Genomic DNA, 13,373 nt, shown 5'->3' with positions numbered 1-13,373 from the left:
AGCAAACACAAGCTCTGTAAAAATTTTACTTTTGAGTCTAGTGAAGTAAAAATTTAACTTTACTTCACTAGCTACTATAAAAGTATGGTAGAGCTTTTATAAACTTAAAAACTTAAATTAGTAAATTTCTTACAGTATTTATAAATATACTAAAAGTTACTACTCTACATTGCTGGCTATGCTAAGACTTTCTAGAGTTTTATCGTTTTAAAATTTTTGTCAAAACGCCTTATTGTCAATTTAACAGCTTTGCTTATCGCCTAGCTCGCACGCCTTTTTTCGCATTTGCTTTGCCTTTTTCGCGTCTTTTTTTACTTGCTCGTATCTGTTTTCGTTGAAATTTCCCTCATACAGCCACGCCGCTCGCGCGCAGCCGCCTGCGTAGCCTAGCTTACACGAGCGCTCGTAATACTCCATCATCTCGCCTATATCGCCTCCCGTTCGCTCTATCATCCAGCCCACGTTGTAGCATCCGGGAGCGTATTTTTTGTTGCATAGGGTATTGTTTATCGCAAACGACTGCACCTCGTCGCCCAGCTCTTCTTGCATGAAATTTGCTAGTACCAAGCAACTGGGCAAATACTCGTAAAGGACGCAGCTAGCCTTGTAATATGCGCTAATCTTAGTCTCGCGCTCGCTCTTATCCGCGGCTTTTACTAGGTTATTTTTATAAAGTTCGCCCAGATAAAAGCAACCCTCGCCGTCTCCTTTGGCGCAGGCTAAGCTAAATAGCCCCTCCGCCGCGCCGTAGTCTTGCTTTAAGTTAGCAGCTACCATGCCCGCTTGCACGCACTCTTTGGTGGCGTTTAGGTCGGGATTTTTGCATTTTTTGAGCTTTTCTAGCGTATCTGCGGCTAGCAATGGCGAAAGGCCGGGCTCGCTAGCAAATAAATTTAACGCCGCAAGTAGCGAAAATAATAAATTTTTCATTTTTATCCTTAAAAATTTGCCTAACCCCGCGCTTTGGCGATGCAAGCGGCGACGGCCTGCATCAAGGCGCCGCGAAATCCGCCGTTTTCAAGCGCGGCAAGTCCTTCTATCGTGGTTCCCGCCGGCGAGCAGACCTCGTCTTTTAGCGCGGCAGGGTGCTTGCCGCTTTGGATCAGACGCGCCGTCCCTTCCACGGCCGCACAGACGGCATCGTAGCAAAGCTGCCTAGGCAGTCCGCCCCGCACGCCGGCATCGGCCGCAGCCTCGATAAAGGCGCACGCATACGCGGGCAGGCTACCTGCGATGCCCGTAAATGCGGTAAAACCGGTCTCGTCTATCTCGTAAATTTTACCGATTTTTGCGATTATCTCGCGCACGGTCTCTTTCTTGGCCTCGCTAAATCCAGCGTCAAAGCAAAGAGCCGTGGCCGACGCGCCGATGCAAGCTGCTATATTTGGCATCGCGCGAGCGATATAAACGCCCTCGCCGGCGATTTGCCTAGCGCGTTTTATGTCAAAATTCGGCGCCAAAAGAAGCAAAATTTTGCCCGCAAGCTCGGGCGCGATCAGGCGCAAAATAGCCTCGTAGCTAGCGGGCTTAGTAGCCAGCACGACCGCGTCCGCTTCGCGCGCTAGATCCGTTTCGTTTGCGGCTATTTTTATGCCAAATCTTTGCCGCAAGGCTTCGTTTTTACTTCTGGCGCAGGCTAGGATTTCAAATTTCGTCTTTTTTTCACGTTCGCGCTGACTCGCGTTTTTATCCGTTTGCTCTAAATTTTCCGCCCTTTGCGCCTCGCTACCGCCGCTGGATTTTCGCTCGTCCTCGGCCGAGCTTCGCCTCGTGTCCGCTTCGTCAGATTGCGCGCGCCAAAGCGCCTCTATCATTGCGCCGCCCATATTTCCGCCGCCGATGAAGCCGATTTTTACGTTTTTCATTTCGCCGTCTTTTTTAGAGTGCCGATTTTGACCGCTTTGCCCGCGATCGCCGTATTTACCGCCGCGCTATCCGCCCAGATCGCACCCGTAACCTGCCCAGGCGCCAAGGTATAAACGCCGCCCGTTTGCGCCTCGTCGCTAGCCTTAAAATCGTTGCCCACGACCAGCTCATAGACATCCTTCGTGTCGTTTTCAAATTTGATCGCCGCTTTTAGCGTCGGCTCCATTTTCTGCTTCGCCGCGCCCGCGTACTGCTCGAGCATGTTTTTACTAAGCTTGCCGTAAACGTCGCCGTCTTGGCTTAGATATATCCGCACGGCGCGCTTATCCGAGTTTTTGCCGCCCTTTTCGCCCTTGCCGACGCTAACGCTCATCTCATAGGCGGTTTCTCCGGTCGGAAAGTCCTTAAATTTAGCGTCCGGGACGAAAACCCGCACGTTGTCCGTTACCGTTTTCGTAACGTGCGTCTGCGGAGTTATACCCGTTAGCACAATCGTTGATTTCACGTCCGCGCCTTTGTCCGAAACAAGCGCGGAGATCGGCACGCGAGTAAGCAGCGTAGTCTCGTAGCAGCCGCTAAAAATAAACGCCGCGGCGAGAGCAAAGATAAATTTTAGTTTTTTCATCGGTTTCCTTTAAATTTTCGCCGATTTTAGCATAAACTAGGCATTTTCATATTGATTATATTAAAAGTAAAAATAGAAAAGTAAGTATGGTATTTTAAAGTAAAAATGGTTTTAAGGTTGATAAATTTTAGATGAGAGAGAGTGGCTCTATTTCGTCTTGAACAAAGCCAACTTAAATAAATAATGCAAAAAAATATGAGAAATTTATAGAAATTTATTTGCTGTTTTTAGAGTTCAATTATTAGCCCCTTTACAAAGGGGCTAGATGACAAATTTTGATTAGAGTTTTGCTTTTCTTTTGCGTTCTGTTGGATCTAAATAGCGCTTGCGAACGCGGATATTTATAGGCGTAACCTCGACTAGCTCGTCATCTTCTATCCACTCTAGCGCGCGCTCAAGGCTTAGCTTTCTAGGTGGTACAAGCTTGATCGCATCGTCGCTACCGCTTGCACGCACATTTGTTAGGTTTTTGCCCTTGATAGGATTTACATCAAGGTCGTTTGGACGGCTGTGCTCGCCGATGATCATGCCTACATAGACTTTTGCTTGCGGATCAAGGAAAAGCACACCACGATCTTGCAAGTTAAATAGCGAATAAGCAAGCGTTACTCCGTTTTCCATCGAAACTAAAGCACCATTTGTTCTGTGCTCCACTGTTCCACTAAGTGGTCTAAACTCCAAAAAGCTGTGGTTCATAACGCCCTCGCCTTTTGTATCAGTCAAAAACTGGCTTCTAAAGCCGATAAGCCCACGCGCTGGGATCTCAAACTCGATCCTTGTTTGGCCATCGCCTGTTGGGTTCATAGAGACCATTTCCGCTTTTCTTTTGCCAAGTTTTTCTATGACTGTGCCTGTCGTATCATCAGGCGCATCGATAACCAAAAGCTCGTATGGCTCGCATTTTACGCCGTTTATCTCTTTTACGATGACCTCAGGTCTGCCAAGTAAAAATTCATAGCCCTCGCGGCGCATATTTTCAGCCAAAATAGTAATCTGAAGCTCGCCACGACCACTTACTTTAAATTTGCCCTCGCCGATATTTTCGTATTTCATCGCGATATTTGTCTTCATCTCGTTTGCAAGGCGCTCATCGATCTTGTTTGATGTGACGTGTTTGCCTTCAGTGCCTGCTAGTGGGCCGTCATTTACAGAAAATACAACGCTAAGGGTTGGCTCTTCGATATGGAGTGGATCAAGCGGATGAGGGTTGTTTGGATCAACGACGCTATCGCCAACGTCAAGCGCATCAAAGCCAGCGATCGCTACGATGTCGCCAGTACCAGCTTCGTTAATATCGGTTCTTTCAAGACCCATAAAACCAATTAACTTTGAAATTCTACCAGTTGTCTTTGTGCCATCAGCCTTTGCAAGCATGACATTTTGGTTTTTTGATATCTTGCCGTTAAAAATCCTCGCAATACCGATCTTACCGACGTAGTTATCATAATCAAGCGTGAAAACTTGAAGCTGAAGTGGGTTCTCGTCGCTGCCACTTGGAGCTGGCACATGAGCTAGGATAGTTTCAAAAAGTGGCTGCATATCTTTGTTTTCATCGCTTAGTTTTAGCTTTGCGTAGCCATTTTTAGCAGCTGCATAAACGACTGGAAATTCTAGCTGCTCATCGTTTGCGTCAAGTGCTACAAAAAGGTCAAAAATTTCATTTATAACGCGGTCTGGATCGCCTGCTGGCTTATCTATCTTATTTACGACAACGATTGGACGAAGTCCTAGTGAAAGTGCTTTTTTGACGACGAATTTAGTTTGCGGCATAACGCCCTCTTGCGCATCTACAAGTAGCAAAACGCCATCAACCATCTTAAGAACACGCTCTACCTCGCCACCAAAGTCGGCGTGGCCTGGGGTGTCAATGATGTTGATCTTTGTATCTTTGTAGCGAATAGCGGTGTTTTTAGAAAGAATCGTGATACCACGCTCTCTTTCGATGTCGTTGCTATCCATTACACGCTCGCCAAGGTTTTGATGCTCATTAAATGTTCCTGACTGTTTCAAAAGCTCATCAACCATTGTTGTTTTACCGTGGTCGACGTGTGCGATAACGGCTATATTTCGTATCTTTTCCAAATTTTTCTCCGTTTATTAGTTTGCTATTTTTCGTTTGTCAGTTTTAAAATAGGGGCAGATTATAGCCAAATTTTTATAAATTTTAAGCTGATATCAAGAAATTAATTTTTGGAATAGATTTTGCATGTTTGGCATTAAGTTTAAAAATTTGAAAGGTTTAAATGCAAGCTTATACAGCGAAAAACAACGTAGATTTGCTAGCTCCTACTGGAGGTAAAAAGCCATCTGTTTCTAAAAAATCTCAAAACAACGGCGAATTTTTGTCGATGGTTTTAGATGTAGCTGCGAGCAAGGCAAATAGCGGCCAAAAAATCACTGAAAAAGATGTCAAAGAGATAGCAAAAACGGTTACCACTCAAAAAGAGACATTGCAAAAAGCTCAAAGCGAAAGCGTGGCAAAAATTTCGGCCGCACTTGAAGAAAATTTGGACGAAGATACAAAAAATGAGCTCTATGAAAATGCAAATTTTATGCAGCTTTTACAAGTTTTAGAAATTCTAAATGGCAATGAAAAAGTAAGTAAATTTCCAAATTTCAGCGACAAAATAGCAAATTTCTTAAGTGTGTCTGAAAACGTCGAAGAGCTTAGCAACGTTAAGAGCGTTAGTGATCTTATCGACCTTGCTAAGAAATTTGATCTTGGCCTTGAAAATATAGAAATTTCAAACGAAGATGTGCCAAAACTAAATGAGATGTTTAAAAATTTAGGCAAGAAAGAATTTTTCACACCAATAAAGACCGAAGAGAAGCCTTTTTACCTAAAAGAGCTAAAAAATGAAGTCGAGCAAACCATCATCAAAAATGAACCAAAAGAGGTCGTAAAGCTTGATACTTTGTTGAAAGAGGTAGTGACAAATCCAACTAATGAAACTAAAAATTTAGTAAAAGAAGAGCCTAAAAAGCTAGATAGCGAAGTAAAGCTTGATGATGAGATAGTGGATGTTGAGCCAGAGGAGCAGCTAAAAGAGCCTAAAGTAAAGGTAAATTTACACGAGCAAAAGGCACAAAAAGCCCCAACTTTAGAGTCGCTACTCTTCCCTGAAAGAGAGCAGATGACCAAAAGTGAGCCAACCGAAGAGACCTTTTCAAGCGATAATAAGTCAGAACTAAACCAGATGGTAAAAGACATAGCAAGTAGCGCCAAACACCAGCTTCAAACAAAGGCTGAGATAAAAGAGACGCTTAGTAACTTCTCTTCTACGCTAAAAGAGCAGGTGCAAAATTACAAAGCTCCGATCACTCGTTTTAACATAACGCTTAATCCACTAAATTTAGGCGAGGTTGAGATCACGATGGTAAATCGCGGCAACAACTTACATGTAAATTTTAACTCAACCACGGCTACGATGAATCTCTTTTTGCAAAATCAAGCCGAGTTTAAAAATAGCCTTGTAAATATGGGATTTACCGAGCTTGAGATGAATTTCTCAGATCAAAATCAAAGACAAGATAAAAAAGAACAAGCAAAGAATAAATACAGTTCAAATCAAAGCGATGAGAGCGAAAACACTCAAGCGGAACAAAGCTTGCTTGAGCTAGTAATACCAAGATATATTTAGGAGAGATCATGGCTTCAGTTTCAGATATAACTACACAAACAACTCAACAAAAAAACGCCGAGAAAAAGGCAAAAGCAAAGCAAGATGCAGCAGCTGGCACAGGAACTAACCCAAATGCGCAGCTAGATAAAGATGCATTTATGAAGCTACTTTTAACAGAGCTTCAGTATCAAGACCCAACAAGTCCTATGGATACTGAAAAGATGCTTACGCAAACTAGTCAGCTAGCATCACTAGAGATGCAACAAAATACAAACTCAGCTATGAAAGAGCTTGTAAATCAGTTAAAATCAAATGCAAATGCCTACGCTATCTCAGCCCTTGGCAAAATGGTCTCAACTGGTTCAAACTCAGTTTTACTAGCAGATGAGCAAAAAACTGTAAATTTTGCACTTTATTTTAAATCAGATCTTGCAAATGGTAAGCTTGAAATTAAAAATGCAAATGGAGAGGTCGTTCGTTCAATCGATATAAAAGATCTAAAGTCAGGAGTTCGCAGAATATCTTGGGATGGCAAAGATGATTCTGGAAAACAATTACCAAATGGTGCATATACAGTCTCTGTTAATTACACTGGAAAAGATGGTAATTCATACAAGACTCAAGTAGGTAGCTATCCGGTTGAGGCAGTAAAATTTGTAGACGGCAAAGCTATGATAAAAATCGCGGGCGAATATGTCCCAATGGATAAAATATCTGAATTTTACGAAGGATAAAAGCCATGATGAGAGGTTTTTACAACGGAATTAGTGGCATTAAAACACAAAGCTTTGGCATGGATGTTTGGGCAAATAATATCTCAAATATCAACAACGTAGGTTTTAAAGCTTCAATCCCTGAGTTTAAAAATTTAATCAATCAACATATGGCTTCTGCTGGAAGTGGTCCAACTAACAATCAAGTAGGTCTTGGAGCTACGAAACAAACGACAGCTTTAAAGATGACAAATGGTAGTTTTCAAAATACTGATAATAACTTCGACCTAGCCATAGGCGGTAAAGGCTTTTTTGGTGTCGTTGATAAAAATGGTAGAAACTACTACACAAGAACAGGTAGCTTCGATATAGATGGGGCTGGAAATTTAGTAGATAATAAAGGCAACCTGCTTCTTGGTACGTTAACAAGTTTTACTCCAGTCACTCCAAGTGCTAATGCTCTTAGAAAATATGGTCAAACAAAAGGTACCACGCAGGCATTTACTGCAAAAGAAGAGGATCTAAAACTAGGCGATACTGGCTCACAAAAAGGTATAAATTTACCTCATTTTTTATATATGCCAGCCAAGCAGACAAAAAATATAAATTTAAAAGGCAACCTAGACTCAAACCTTATAACAGATAAGCAAACAACAGCCATTGATGCGGCAAATTTTAATTATACACTCGATAATACAAACAAAACTATCTCACTAAATGGACAAATCCCACTAAGTCAGACAAGATTTGGTGCAAAAGCAGGCGATAGCGTAGTGGTAAAAGTAAAAGACGGTGATGGTAAAATTAGTGAGTTTTCAACCACGCTAGAGAGTGATGGCAGCTGGCATATAAACAATAAAAGCCTAAAATTTATGAATTTTGCTAGCTTAGATGTAAAAGCTGAAGTTACATCACTAGTTGAAGTAGCTAATAAAGAAAAACTAAGCTCAGAGATATATAACAGTGATGGTACAAAGAGCTTAGTAACTATAAATTTTACAAAGCAAATCCCTCAAGGTGGCAACCAAACTACATGGAATGCTACAGCTACGATAACTGATGCTAATGGTGTTGTACAAAATACAGCTATGGGAACACTTACTTTTGATGGTAGCGGCAGGCTTGTTACAAATACATTAACAAGCGTTGGAAACGTAGCTTTAAATTTTCTTGGCGATGGTGATGAAAATATTTATAATGGCATAACAAGCTCGGCCAATTCAAAAAAAGACTTTGTCATAAAAGCAGATGGCTACGCCGAAGGAAATCTCTCAAAATATAGCGTCGATGACCGTGGAAATATCATGGCAAATTTTGATAATTCTCGTTCACTTATCGTAGCAAAAGTAGCACTTTATCACTTCCAAAACGACCAAGGTGTGGCAAAAGTGGGTGATAATCTCTATGAAGCAACTCCAAATTCAGGTGAGGCATTTTTTTATAAAAATAAAGCTGGTGAGACTATTTATGGCTCACAAATCCTTGCAAATAAACTTGAAATGAGTAATGTCGATCTTGGTCAAGCGCTAAGTGAGGTTATAGTCACGCAAAAGGCTTATGAGGCTAGTGCAAAAAGTATCACAACAAGTGATGAAATGATCCAGACTGCTATTCAGATGAAGAAATAATTTTTATGCTAGTTGATGATTAAAAATTTAAAATGAATGATAATCTTAAGAATAGAGTTTAACTTCGTTTATTAAAAACTCATAAACTCTTTGCTGAACTAAAATTTCTTCCTCGCAGCCACTCATCAAGCGACGAAGATGTGAAAAATCTATCTTTTTGGCGTATCTTTTGTGATCTTTTAGGTCTTTATCAATGCTTAAAAGTAGTGCATCAAGTGTGATCCTATCGTTTCTTTTAACTCTTGCTACATACTCTCTAACGGTTTGGATTAAGAAGTCTTTTCTAGTCTGATCGTTTTCATAAATTTCACTTACAATGTCGTTTAAAACGTAAAAATCATCCTCGTCTGGGTCAAATTTAGCCGAGATCATTGCGGCAAAAATTTTGGCACGAAACTCTAAAGATTTGTGATGATAGATAAAAAAATCTCTAAAAGCTGATAAAAAACGAAGTTTAAACTTTCCAGACATTACTCTACTTTTTATGAAATTTGGGTTGATTATATACTTTTAAAGCTAAATTTTTAAAAATGTAACTATAAAACAAAATTTAAGTATAGTTTCTGTATGATTGCGAAGCTCCTTCTTAGACCTGTGCAATGCTTTTTATGAGCACCGCTTCAGGGTGGGAACACAGCAGAGCACTTGTATTAAGTGTGTGCCGCAGTTATCTGAGAGGGGGTCTTTCTAAACCAAAATGCTCATTAAAATCATCACAAATTTCTAAAAAATCCACTCCGTCGATCTTAGGTTTTTCACTAAAGAATTTATACATATTATTAAAGCCGTCAGTTAGCTCTTTTGATTTGACACCGTAGCTTATGGAAATTCCAGCTTCGATGTAGGCTGAGAGCTTGTCGCAGTATTTTAGCGCTTTGCCATCGATCGGGTTAAATTTATCCTCATTTACATTTTCCATTGTACCTTCATGGCAGATGATCTTGCGCTCATATGTTCTATTTTCAAACTCATCTTTTATAAATTTCTCACCATCTTTTCTGATGCCAAGGATGTAGCTAAACTCATCTTTGATCTTTTCAGGCACAAATGGCAAAATCCTCTCATCGATAAGCCTCATTTCATACTCGCTGATGATCTCATTTAGCCCTTTTACACCGTATTTCACAGGGCTTATGATATCCCTTGTGAGGCTCTCTGGTAGATCATGAAATAGTGCACAAAAGAAGTTATTTTCTAGGCGTTTTTTGCAAGCTTTTGCTTTGAGTGAGTAAAAATAACTAAGTATCGCAACAACTAGCATATGTCCTAAGACCGCAGTTTCAGGGATACGAGGTGTTTGTGCCCAGCGCTTTTGAAACCTTAGCCTACCGCTTAGATCTACAAGGCGGGCTAATTTTTGATTCATAGCGATCTTTCTAACGCCAATTAGCTCATAATAATCCTCCATCTCCTCCTCAACCTTCGCCTTAAGCTCGTCGATATCGCTTAAAAACTGGCTCGTTTGATAGACGATAGAAAATTCCCACCTCGTAGCAAGATAGCTGGCTGCTTTTAGGATCAGGCGCTCTTTTTCATGCTTTTTATCATTTTTAAAGTGGTTTTTAAATCTCTCTAAAAATTTACCATCTTCGATCTCTGAGATCAGCTCCTCTAGGTTGCTTAAGACCCAGCTATTTATCTGCTCTTTTTTTGTCTTTTGGATGTGATGAAAGACATCTGGTCGTATGTCTGTGACTACGACCCTGCTTAAAAACTCAAAAATTCCAGCCTCTATGATATAGTTTATGTCGGCATTTTGCTCTTGTTTTGCTATGAAATAAGCGATGATAAATTTATGAGCCTGTTTATCAAGCTCGACTAAATTTGCCATCTTTGGATAGTCGTTCCAACGTGATATAGATGCTGCTTTAAAGATATGTTCTATAAGCTTAGCACTTATCATTATTTATCCTTTTTGACTACTTTTGGCTTCTTATCATCGGCATAGCTTATTTTTCTAAAGCCCTCTTTGTTTAAACTTCTTCTTGGTTTGTCATCTTTTTTAAATTTATCATCTCTGCCGCCTCTACTGCCAGTGCCTCTACTGCTACTACGATCGCTTGTACTACGTCTTTCGCGTGGAGCTCTGTCGCTAAAGTTACTTCTCTCTCTAGTTCTAGGAGTAAATTCTTTCTCTTCAACTGGCTTTTTTACAACTAGATCAGAGCTTATTTCAATAACCGTATGAACATTTCCACGTGGGTTAAAGTCACCAACTATCTTCATAAATTTAGGCTCAAGCTTTTTCTCTAAAACAGAGTAAATTTCATTTATACTATCTTCGTGGCTGATATTGCGGTTCATAAAGCTATTTATATAAAGCTTTATCGCTTTTAGCTCAACAACTAGCTTATTTGGGATGTACTCAAGGTAGATCGTCGCAAAGTCAGGATAACCAGAGCGAGGGCAAAGGCAACAAAACTCAGGCAGTGTGATCTTTATGACATAGTCCCTTGTTTGCTTATTTTCCCAGACCTCAAGGTCACTCTCTACGTCAAATTCTTTCAAAATTTTCTCGCCGTACTTCATATCTAGCTCTAGCTCTTCGCTCATTTTTTATCCTTTATACTTTTACTAACTAGGTCAAATTTAAATTTGATCACCTTTTAAATATCTAAGTGTTTAACGTCTTTTGCGTGGTCTTGGATATAGTTTCTTCTTGGCTCGACCTCATCGCCCATAAAGAGATTAAACGTATCAGAGGCGCTTATAGCGTCGTTTATATCGATCTTTAAAAGTCTTCTGTTCTCAGGGTTCATCGTAGTCTCCCAAAGCTGCTCAGGGTTCATCTCACCAAGACCTTTATAACGCTGGATATATGCACCTTTTTTCGCATTCTTCTCTACTTCATCAAGCACATCTATAACGTCACTATGTAAATCTAGCCCGCGCTCTTTTATCTTTTGGCTAATATAAAGCGCCTCTTCATAGAGTGGGTTTGTAAATAAATTTTCATTTACCACAAGCTCTTCTAGGCCGCTTTCAGTTTGCACATAAATTCTAATCTCATCTTCACTAACATAGTGGTTTAGGATATTGTGACCCTCAGCTTTTAAGAAATTCTTTAAAATTTCAAAAATTTCATTGTAGCTTTTTGAAACGATGTCTGGATTTTCTATCATATAGCGGATCGCTGAAAGGACGTTAAAGCGTTTTTCAAGCTCTTTTAAGACACTTCTATAAGCTGCAACGATCTTTAGGAAGTCGATGAGATCCGCACTGCCGATACCCTCTATATCAACGCCCTCGATGCCAGTTTCGATAAGAAATTCGTTTAGTGCCTTTTCGTCTTTTAGATAAATTTCTTTCTTACCTTTTTTATAGCGGTAAAGTGGCGGCTGAGCTAGGTAGATGTGACCGTTTTCTACAACTTTATTTAAAAATCTAAAGAAGAAGGTTAAAAGTAGCGTCTGGATGTGGCTACCATCGACGTCGGCATCGGTCATGATGATGATCTTATGATATCTAAGCTTTTCAGCGTCAAATTCATCTCCGATGCCACATCCTAGCGCTGTTATCATATTTTTTATCTCATCAGACTTTAAAATTTTATCCAGTCTTGCCTTTTCAACGTTTAGAATTTTACCCTTAAGCGGCAATATCGCTTGGAAAACTCTATCACGTCCCTGTTTTGCAGAACCGCCCGCAGAGTCGCCCTCCACTAGATATAGCTCGCTGATGACTGGGTCTTTGCTTTGACAATCAGCTAGTTTGCCAGGGAGCGTGCCTACGCTCATGCTCTCTTTTTTGCGAGTTAGATCCCTAGCTTTCTTAGCGGCTTCTCTACCACGAGCTGCCATTAGAGCTTTATCCATTATCGCTCTTGCTTCAATAGGATTTTCTTCAAAATACTTTGTAAGCACGTCAAAAACCATCTTTTGAACGATAGGCTTTACGTAGCTTGAGCCTAGTTTGCCCTTTGTTTGTCCCTCAAACTGCGGCTCTGGCACTTTTACACTAACAACTGCGATAAGTCCCTCGCGGATATCTTCACCAGTTATCTTTGTATCTTTTTCACGTGCAGCAGCATTTGCTTGAACGTAGTTTGTGATAACTCTTGTAAGACCCGCTCTAAAGCCAGCCTCGTGAGTACCGCCATCTGGAGTTTTGATGTTATTTACAAAGCTTAATAAATTTTCACTATAAGTGTCGTTGTAAAGCAGGGCAAAATCAACAAGCACTTCATCTTCGCCGCCACTAAATGAGACCGCTTTGCTGACTGGATTTGCCTTGTTCATATCAGTTACAAAGCTTTCAAGTCCGCCCTCATAGTGAAAGCTCTCGCTTCTGCCATTTCTTTGATCTTTGAAATTTATAGTTATCTTTGGGTTTAGATATGCTAGCTCGCGAAATCTCTTTACTAAAATTTCGTCATCAAATTCAGTCACTTCAAATATGCTATCATCTGGCCAAAATTCGACTTGTGTGCCTGTGCGGTTTGTAGTTTTTATAACTTCAAGATCACTTTGTGGAATACCTTTTGCAAATTCTTGTCTGTGAAGTTTGCCATCACGCTTGATATTTACGACTAGCTTTTTAGAAAGGGCATTTACGACAGATACACCAACGCCATGAAGACCACCAGAGACCTTGTAAGTGTCCTTGTCAAATTTACCACCAGCGTGAAGCACAGTTAAAACAACAGTCGCAGCTGAAATTTTCTCAGTTGGGTGCATATCCACTGGGATACCACGGCCATTATCGCTAATGATCGCTGAGCCCTCACGTGTAAGCTCAACATCGATCGTATCACAATATCCTGCCATTGCTTCGTCGATAGAGTTATCAACTACTTCGTAGATCATATGGTGAAGACCACTTATGTTAGTATCGCCTATATACATGCCCGGGCGTTTCCTGACTGCCTCAAGACCTTTTAATACTTTGATATTTTCTGCGCCGTAATTATTTTCCATAA

11 protein-coding genes and 1 other RNA gene are annotated in these 13,373 nt (G+C 40.7%); 4 read left to right on the top strand and 8 right to left on the bottom strand.

What is annotated here, in order from left to right:
- Positions 1-240: 240 nt before the first annotated feature.
- The 4 genes from CYP54_RS05780 to typA form a co-directional block, all read right to left on the bottom strand.
- Positions 241-930, bottom strand: a complete 690-nt coding sequence (locus CYP54_RS05780; protein ID WP_103604531.1) for a tetratricopeptide repeat protein — start codon at positions 928-930, stop codon at positions 241-243.
- Positions 931-950: 20 nt separating this feature from the next.
- Positions 951-1,865, bottom strand: coding sequence for a pyrroline-5-carboxylate reductase (gene proC / locus CYP54_RS05775; RefSeq protein ID WP_103604530.1), 915 nt, complete (start codon positions 1,863-1,865; stop codon positions 951-953).
- Positions 1,862-2,302 (bottom strand): ubiquitin family protein, encoded by a 441-nt coding sequence (locus CYP54_RS05770; protein ID WP_258033676.1) that lies wholly within the window; start codon positions 2,300-2,302, stop codon positions 1,862-1,864. The genes proC and CYP54_RS05770 overlap by 4 nt, the downstream gene beginning before the upstream one ends.
- A gap of 468 nt (positions 2,303-2,770) precedes the next feature.
- On the bottom strand, positions 2,771-4,573 hold the full coding sequence (gene typA, locus CYP54_RS05765; RefSeq protein ID WP_072595308.1) for a translational GTPase TypA: 1,803 nt from the start codon (positions 4,571-4,573) through the stop codon (positions 2,771-2,773).
- A 161-nt stretch (positions 4,574-4,734) separates the two neighbouring features.
- Between typA and CYP54_RS05760 the strand changes: the two genes are divergently transcribed.
- From CYP54_RS05760 to CYP54_RS05750, 3 genes are read left to right on the top strand one after another with little or no spacing between them, the layout of a single operon-like run.
- Positions 4,735-6,132, top strand: coding sequence for a flagellar hook-length control protein FliK (locus CYP54_RS05760; RefSeq protein WP_103604528.1), 1,398 nt, complete (start codon positions 4,735-4,737; stop codon positions 6,130-6,132).
- Between the two features lie 8 nt (positions 6,133-6,140).
- Complete coding sequence (locus tag CYP54_RS05755; RefSeq protein ID WP_103604527.1) at positions 6,141-6,848, top strand: flagellar basal body rod modification protein; 708 nt, start codon at positions 6,141-6,143, stop codon at positions 6,846-6,848.
- Between the two features lie 8 nt (positions 6,849-6,856).
- Positions 6,857-8,455, top strand: coding sequence for a flagellar hook protein FlgE (locus tag CYP54_RS05750; RefSeq protein ID WP_103604534.1), 1,599 nt, complete (start codon positions 6,857-6,859; stop codon positions 8,453-8,455).
- Positions 8,456-8,500: 45 nt separating this feature from the next.
- On the opposite strand, the gene CYP54_RS05745 is transcribed toward CYP54_RS05750, so the two are convergent.
- Positions 8,501-8,926 carry a hypothetical protein gene (locus CYP54_RS05745; RefSeq protein ID WP_103604526.1) on the bottom strand — a complete coding sequence of 142 codons (426 nt, stop codon included), beginning with the start codon at positions 8,924-8,926 and terminating at the stop codon, positions 8,501-8,503.
- 112 nt (positions 8,927-9,038) lie between these two features.
- Here CYP54_RS05745 and ffs point away from each other — a divergent pair.
- An RNA gene (ffs, locus tag CYP54_RS05740) (signal recognition particle sRNA small type) lies at positions 9,039-9,136 on the top strand.
- Here ffs and CYP54_RS05735 read toward each other — a convergent pair.
- The 3 genes from CYP54_RS05735 to gyrB are packed head-to-tail and all read right to left on the bottom strand — an operon-like array spanning position 9,123 to position 13,371.
- On the bottom strand, positions 9,123-10,358 hold the full coding sequence (locus CYP54_RS05735) for an HD domain-containing protein (protein ID WP_103604525.1): 1,236 nt from the start codon (positions 10,356-10,358) through the stop codon (positions 9,123-9,125). The two genes, ffs and CYP54_RS05735, sit on opposite strands and share 14 nt — an antisense overlap.
- Positions 10,358-11,008 carry a preQ(1) synthase gene (queF, locus tag CYP54_RS05730; RefSeq protein ID WP_258033675.1) on the bottom strand — a complete coding sequence of 217 codons (651 nt, stop codon included), beginning with the start codon at positions 11,006-11,008 and terminating at the stop codon, positions 10,358-10,360. The genes CYP54_RS05735 and queF overlap by 1 nt, the downstream gene beginning before the upstream one ends.
- 53 nt (positions 11,009-11,061) lie before the next feature.
- Positions 11,062-13,371 carry a DNA topoisomerase (ATP-hydrolyzing) subunit B gene (gyrB, locus tag CYP54_RS05725; protein WP_103604524.1) on the bottom strand — a complete coding sequence of 770 codons (2,310 nt, stop codon included), beginning with the start codon at positions 13,369-13,371 and terminating at the stop codon, positions 11,062-11,064.
- Positions 13,372-13,373 lie beyond the last annotated feature (2 nt).

Source organism: Campylobacter concisus (genome assembly GCF_002914005.1).
Taxonomy (GTDB): Bacteria; Campylobacterota; Campylobacteria; order Campylobacterales; family Campylobacteraceae; genus Campylobacter_A; species Campylobacter_A concisus_N.
This window is presented reverse-complemented; position numbering and strand designations above follow the sequence as displayed.

Coding starts and splice junctions, on each gene's coding strand:
- CYP54_RS05780 (WP_103604531.1), bottom strand. CDS start 930: ATGAAAAATTTATTATTTTCGCTACTTGCGGCGTTAAATTTATTTGCT.
- proC (WP_103604530.1), bottom strand. CDS start 1,865: ATGAAAAACGTAAAAATCGGCTTCATCGGCGGCGGAAATATGGGCGGC.
- CYP54_RS05745 (WP_103604526.1), bottom strand. CDS start 8,926: ATGTCTGGAAAGTTTAAACTTCGTTTTTTATCAGCTTTTAGAGATTTT.
- CYP54_RS05760 (WP_103604528.1), top strand. CDS start 4,735: ATGCAAGCTTATACAGCGAAAAACAACGTAGATTTGCTAGCTCCTACT.
- CYP54_RS05755 (WP_103604527.1), top strand. CDS start 6,141: ATGGCTTCAGTTTCAGATATAACTACACAAACAACTCAACAAAAAAAC.
- gyrB (WP_103604524.1), bottom strand. CDS start 13,371: ATGGAAAATAATTACGGCGCAGAAAATATCAAAGTATTAAAAGGTCTT.
- queF (WP_258033675.1), bottom strand. CDS start 11,008: ATGAGCGAAGAGCTAGAGCTAGATATGAAGTACGGCGAGAAAATTTTG.
- CYP54_RS05750 (WP_103604534.1), top strand. CDS start 6,857: ATGAGAGGTTTTTACAACGGAATTAGTGGCATTAAAACACAAAGCTTT.
- CYP54_RS05735 (WP_103604525.1), bottom strand. CDS start 10,358: ATGATAAGTGCTAAGCTTATAGAACATATCTTTAAAGCAGCATCTATA.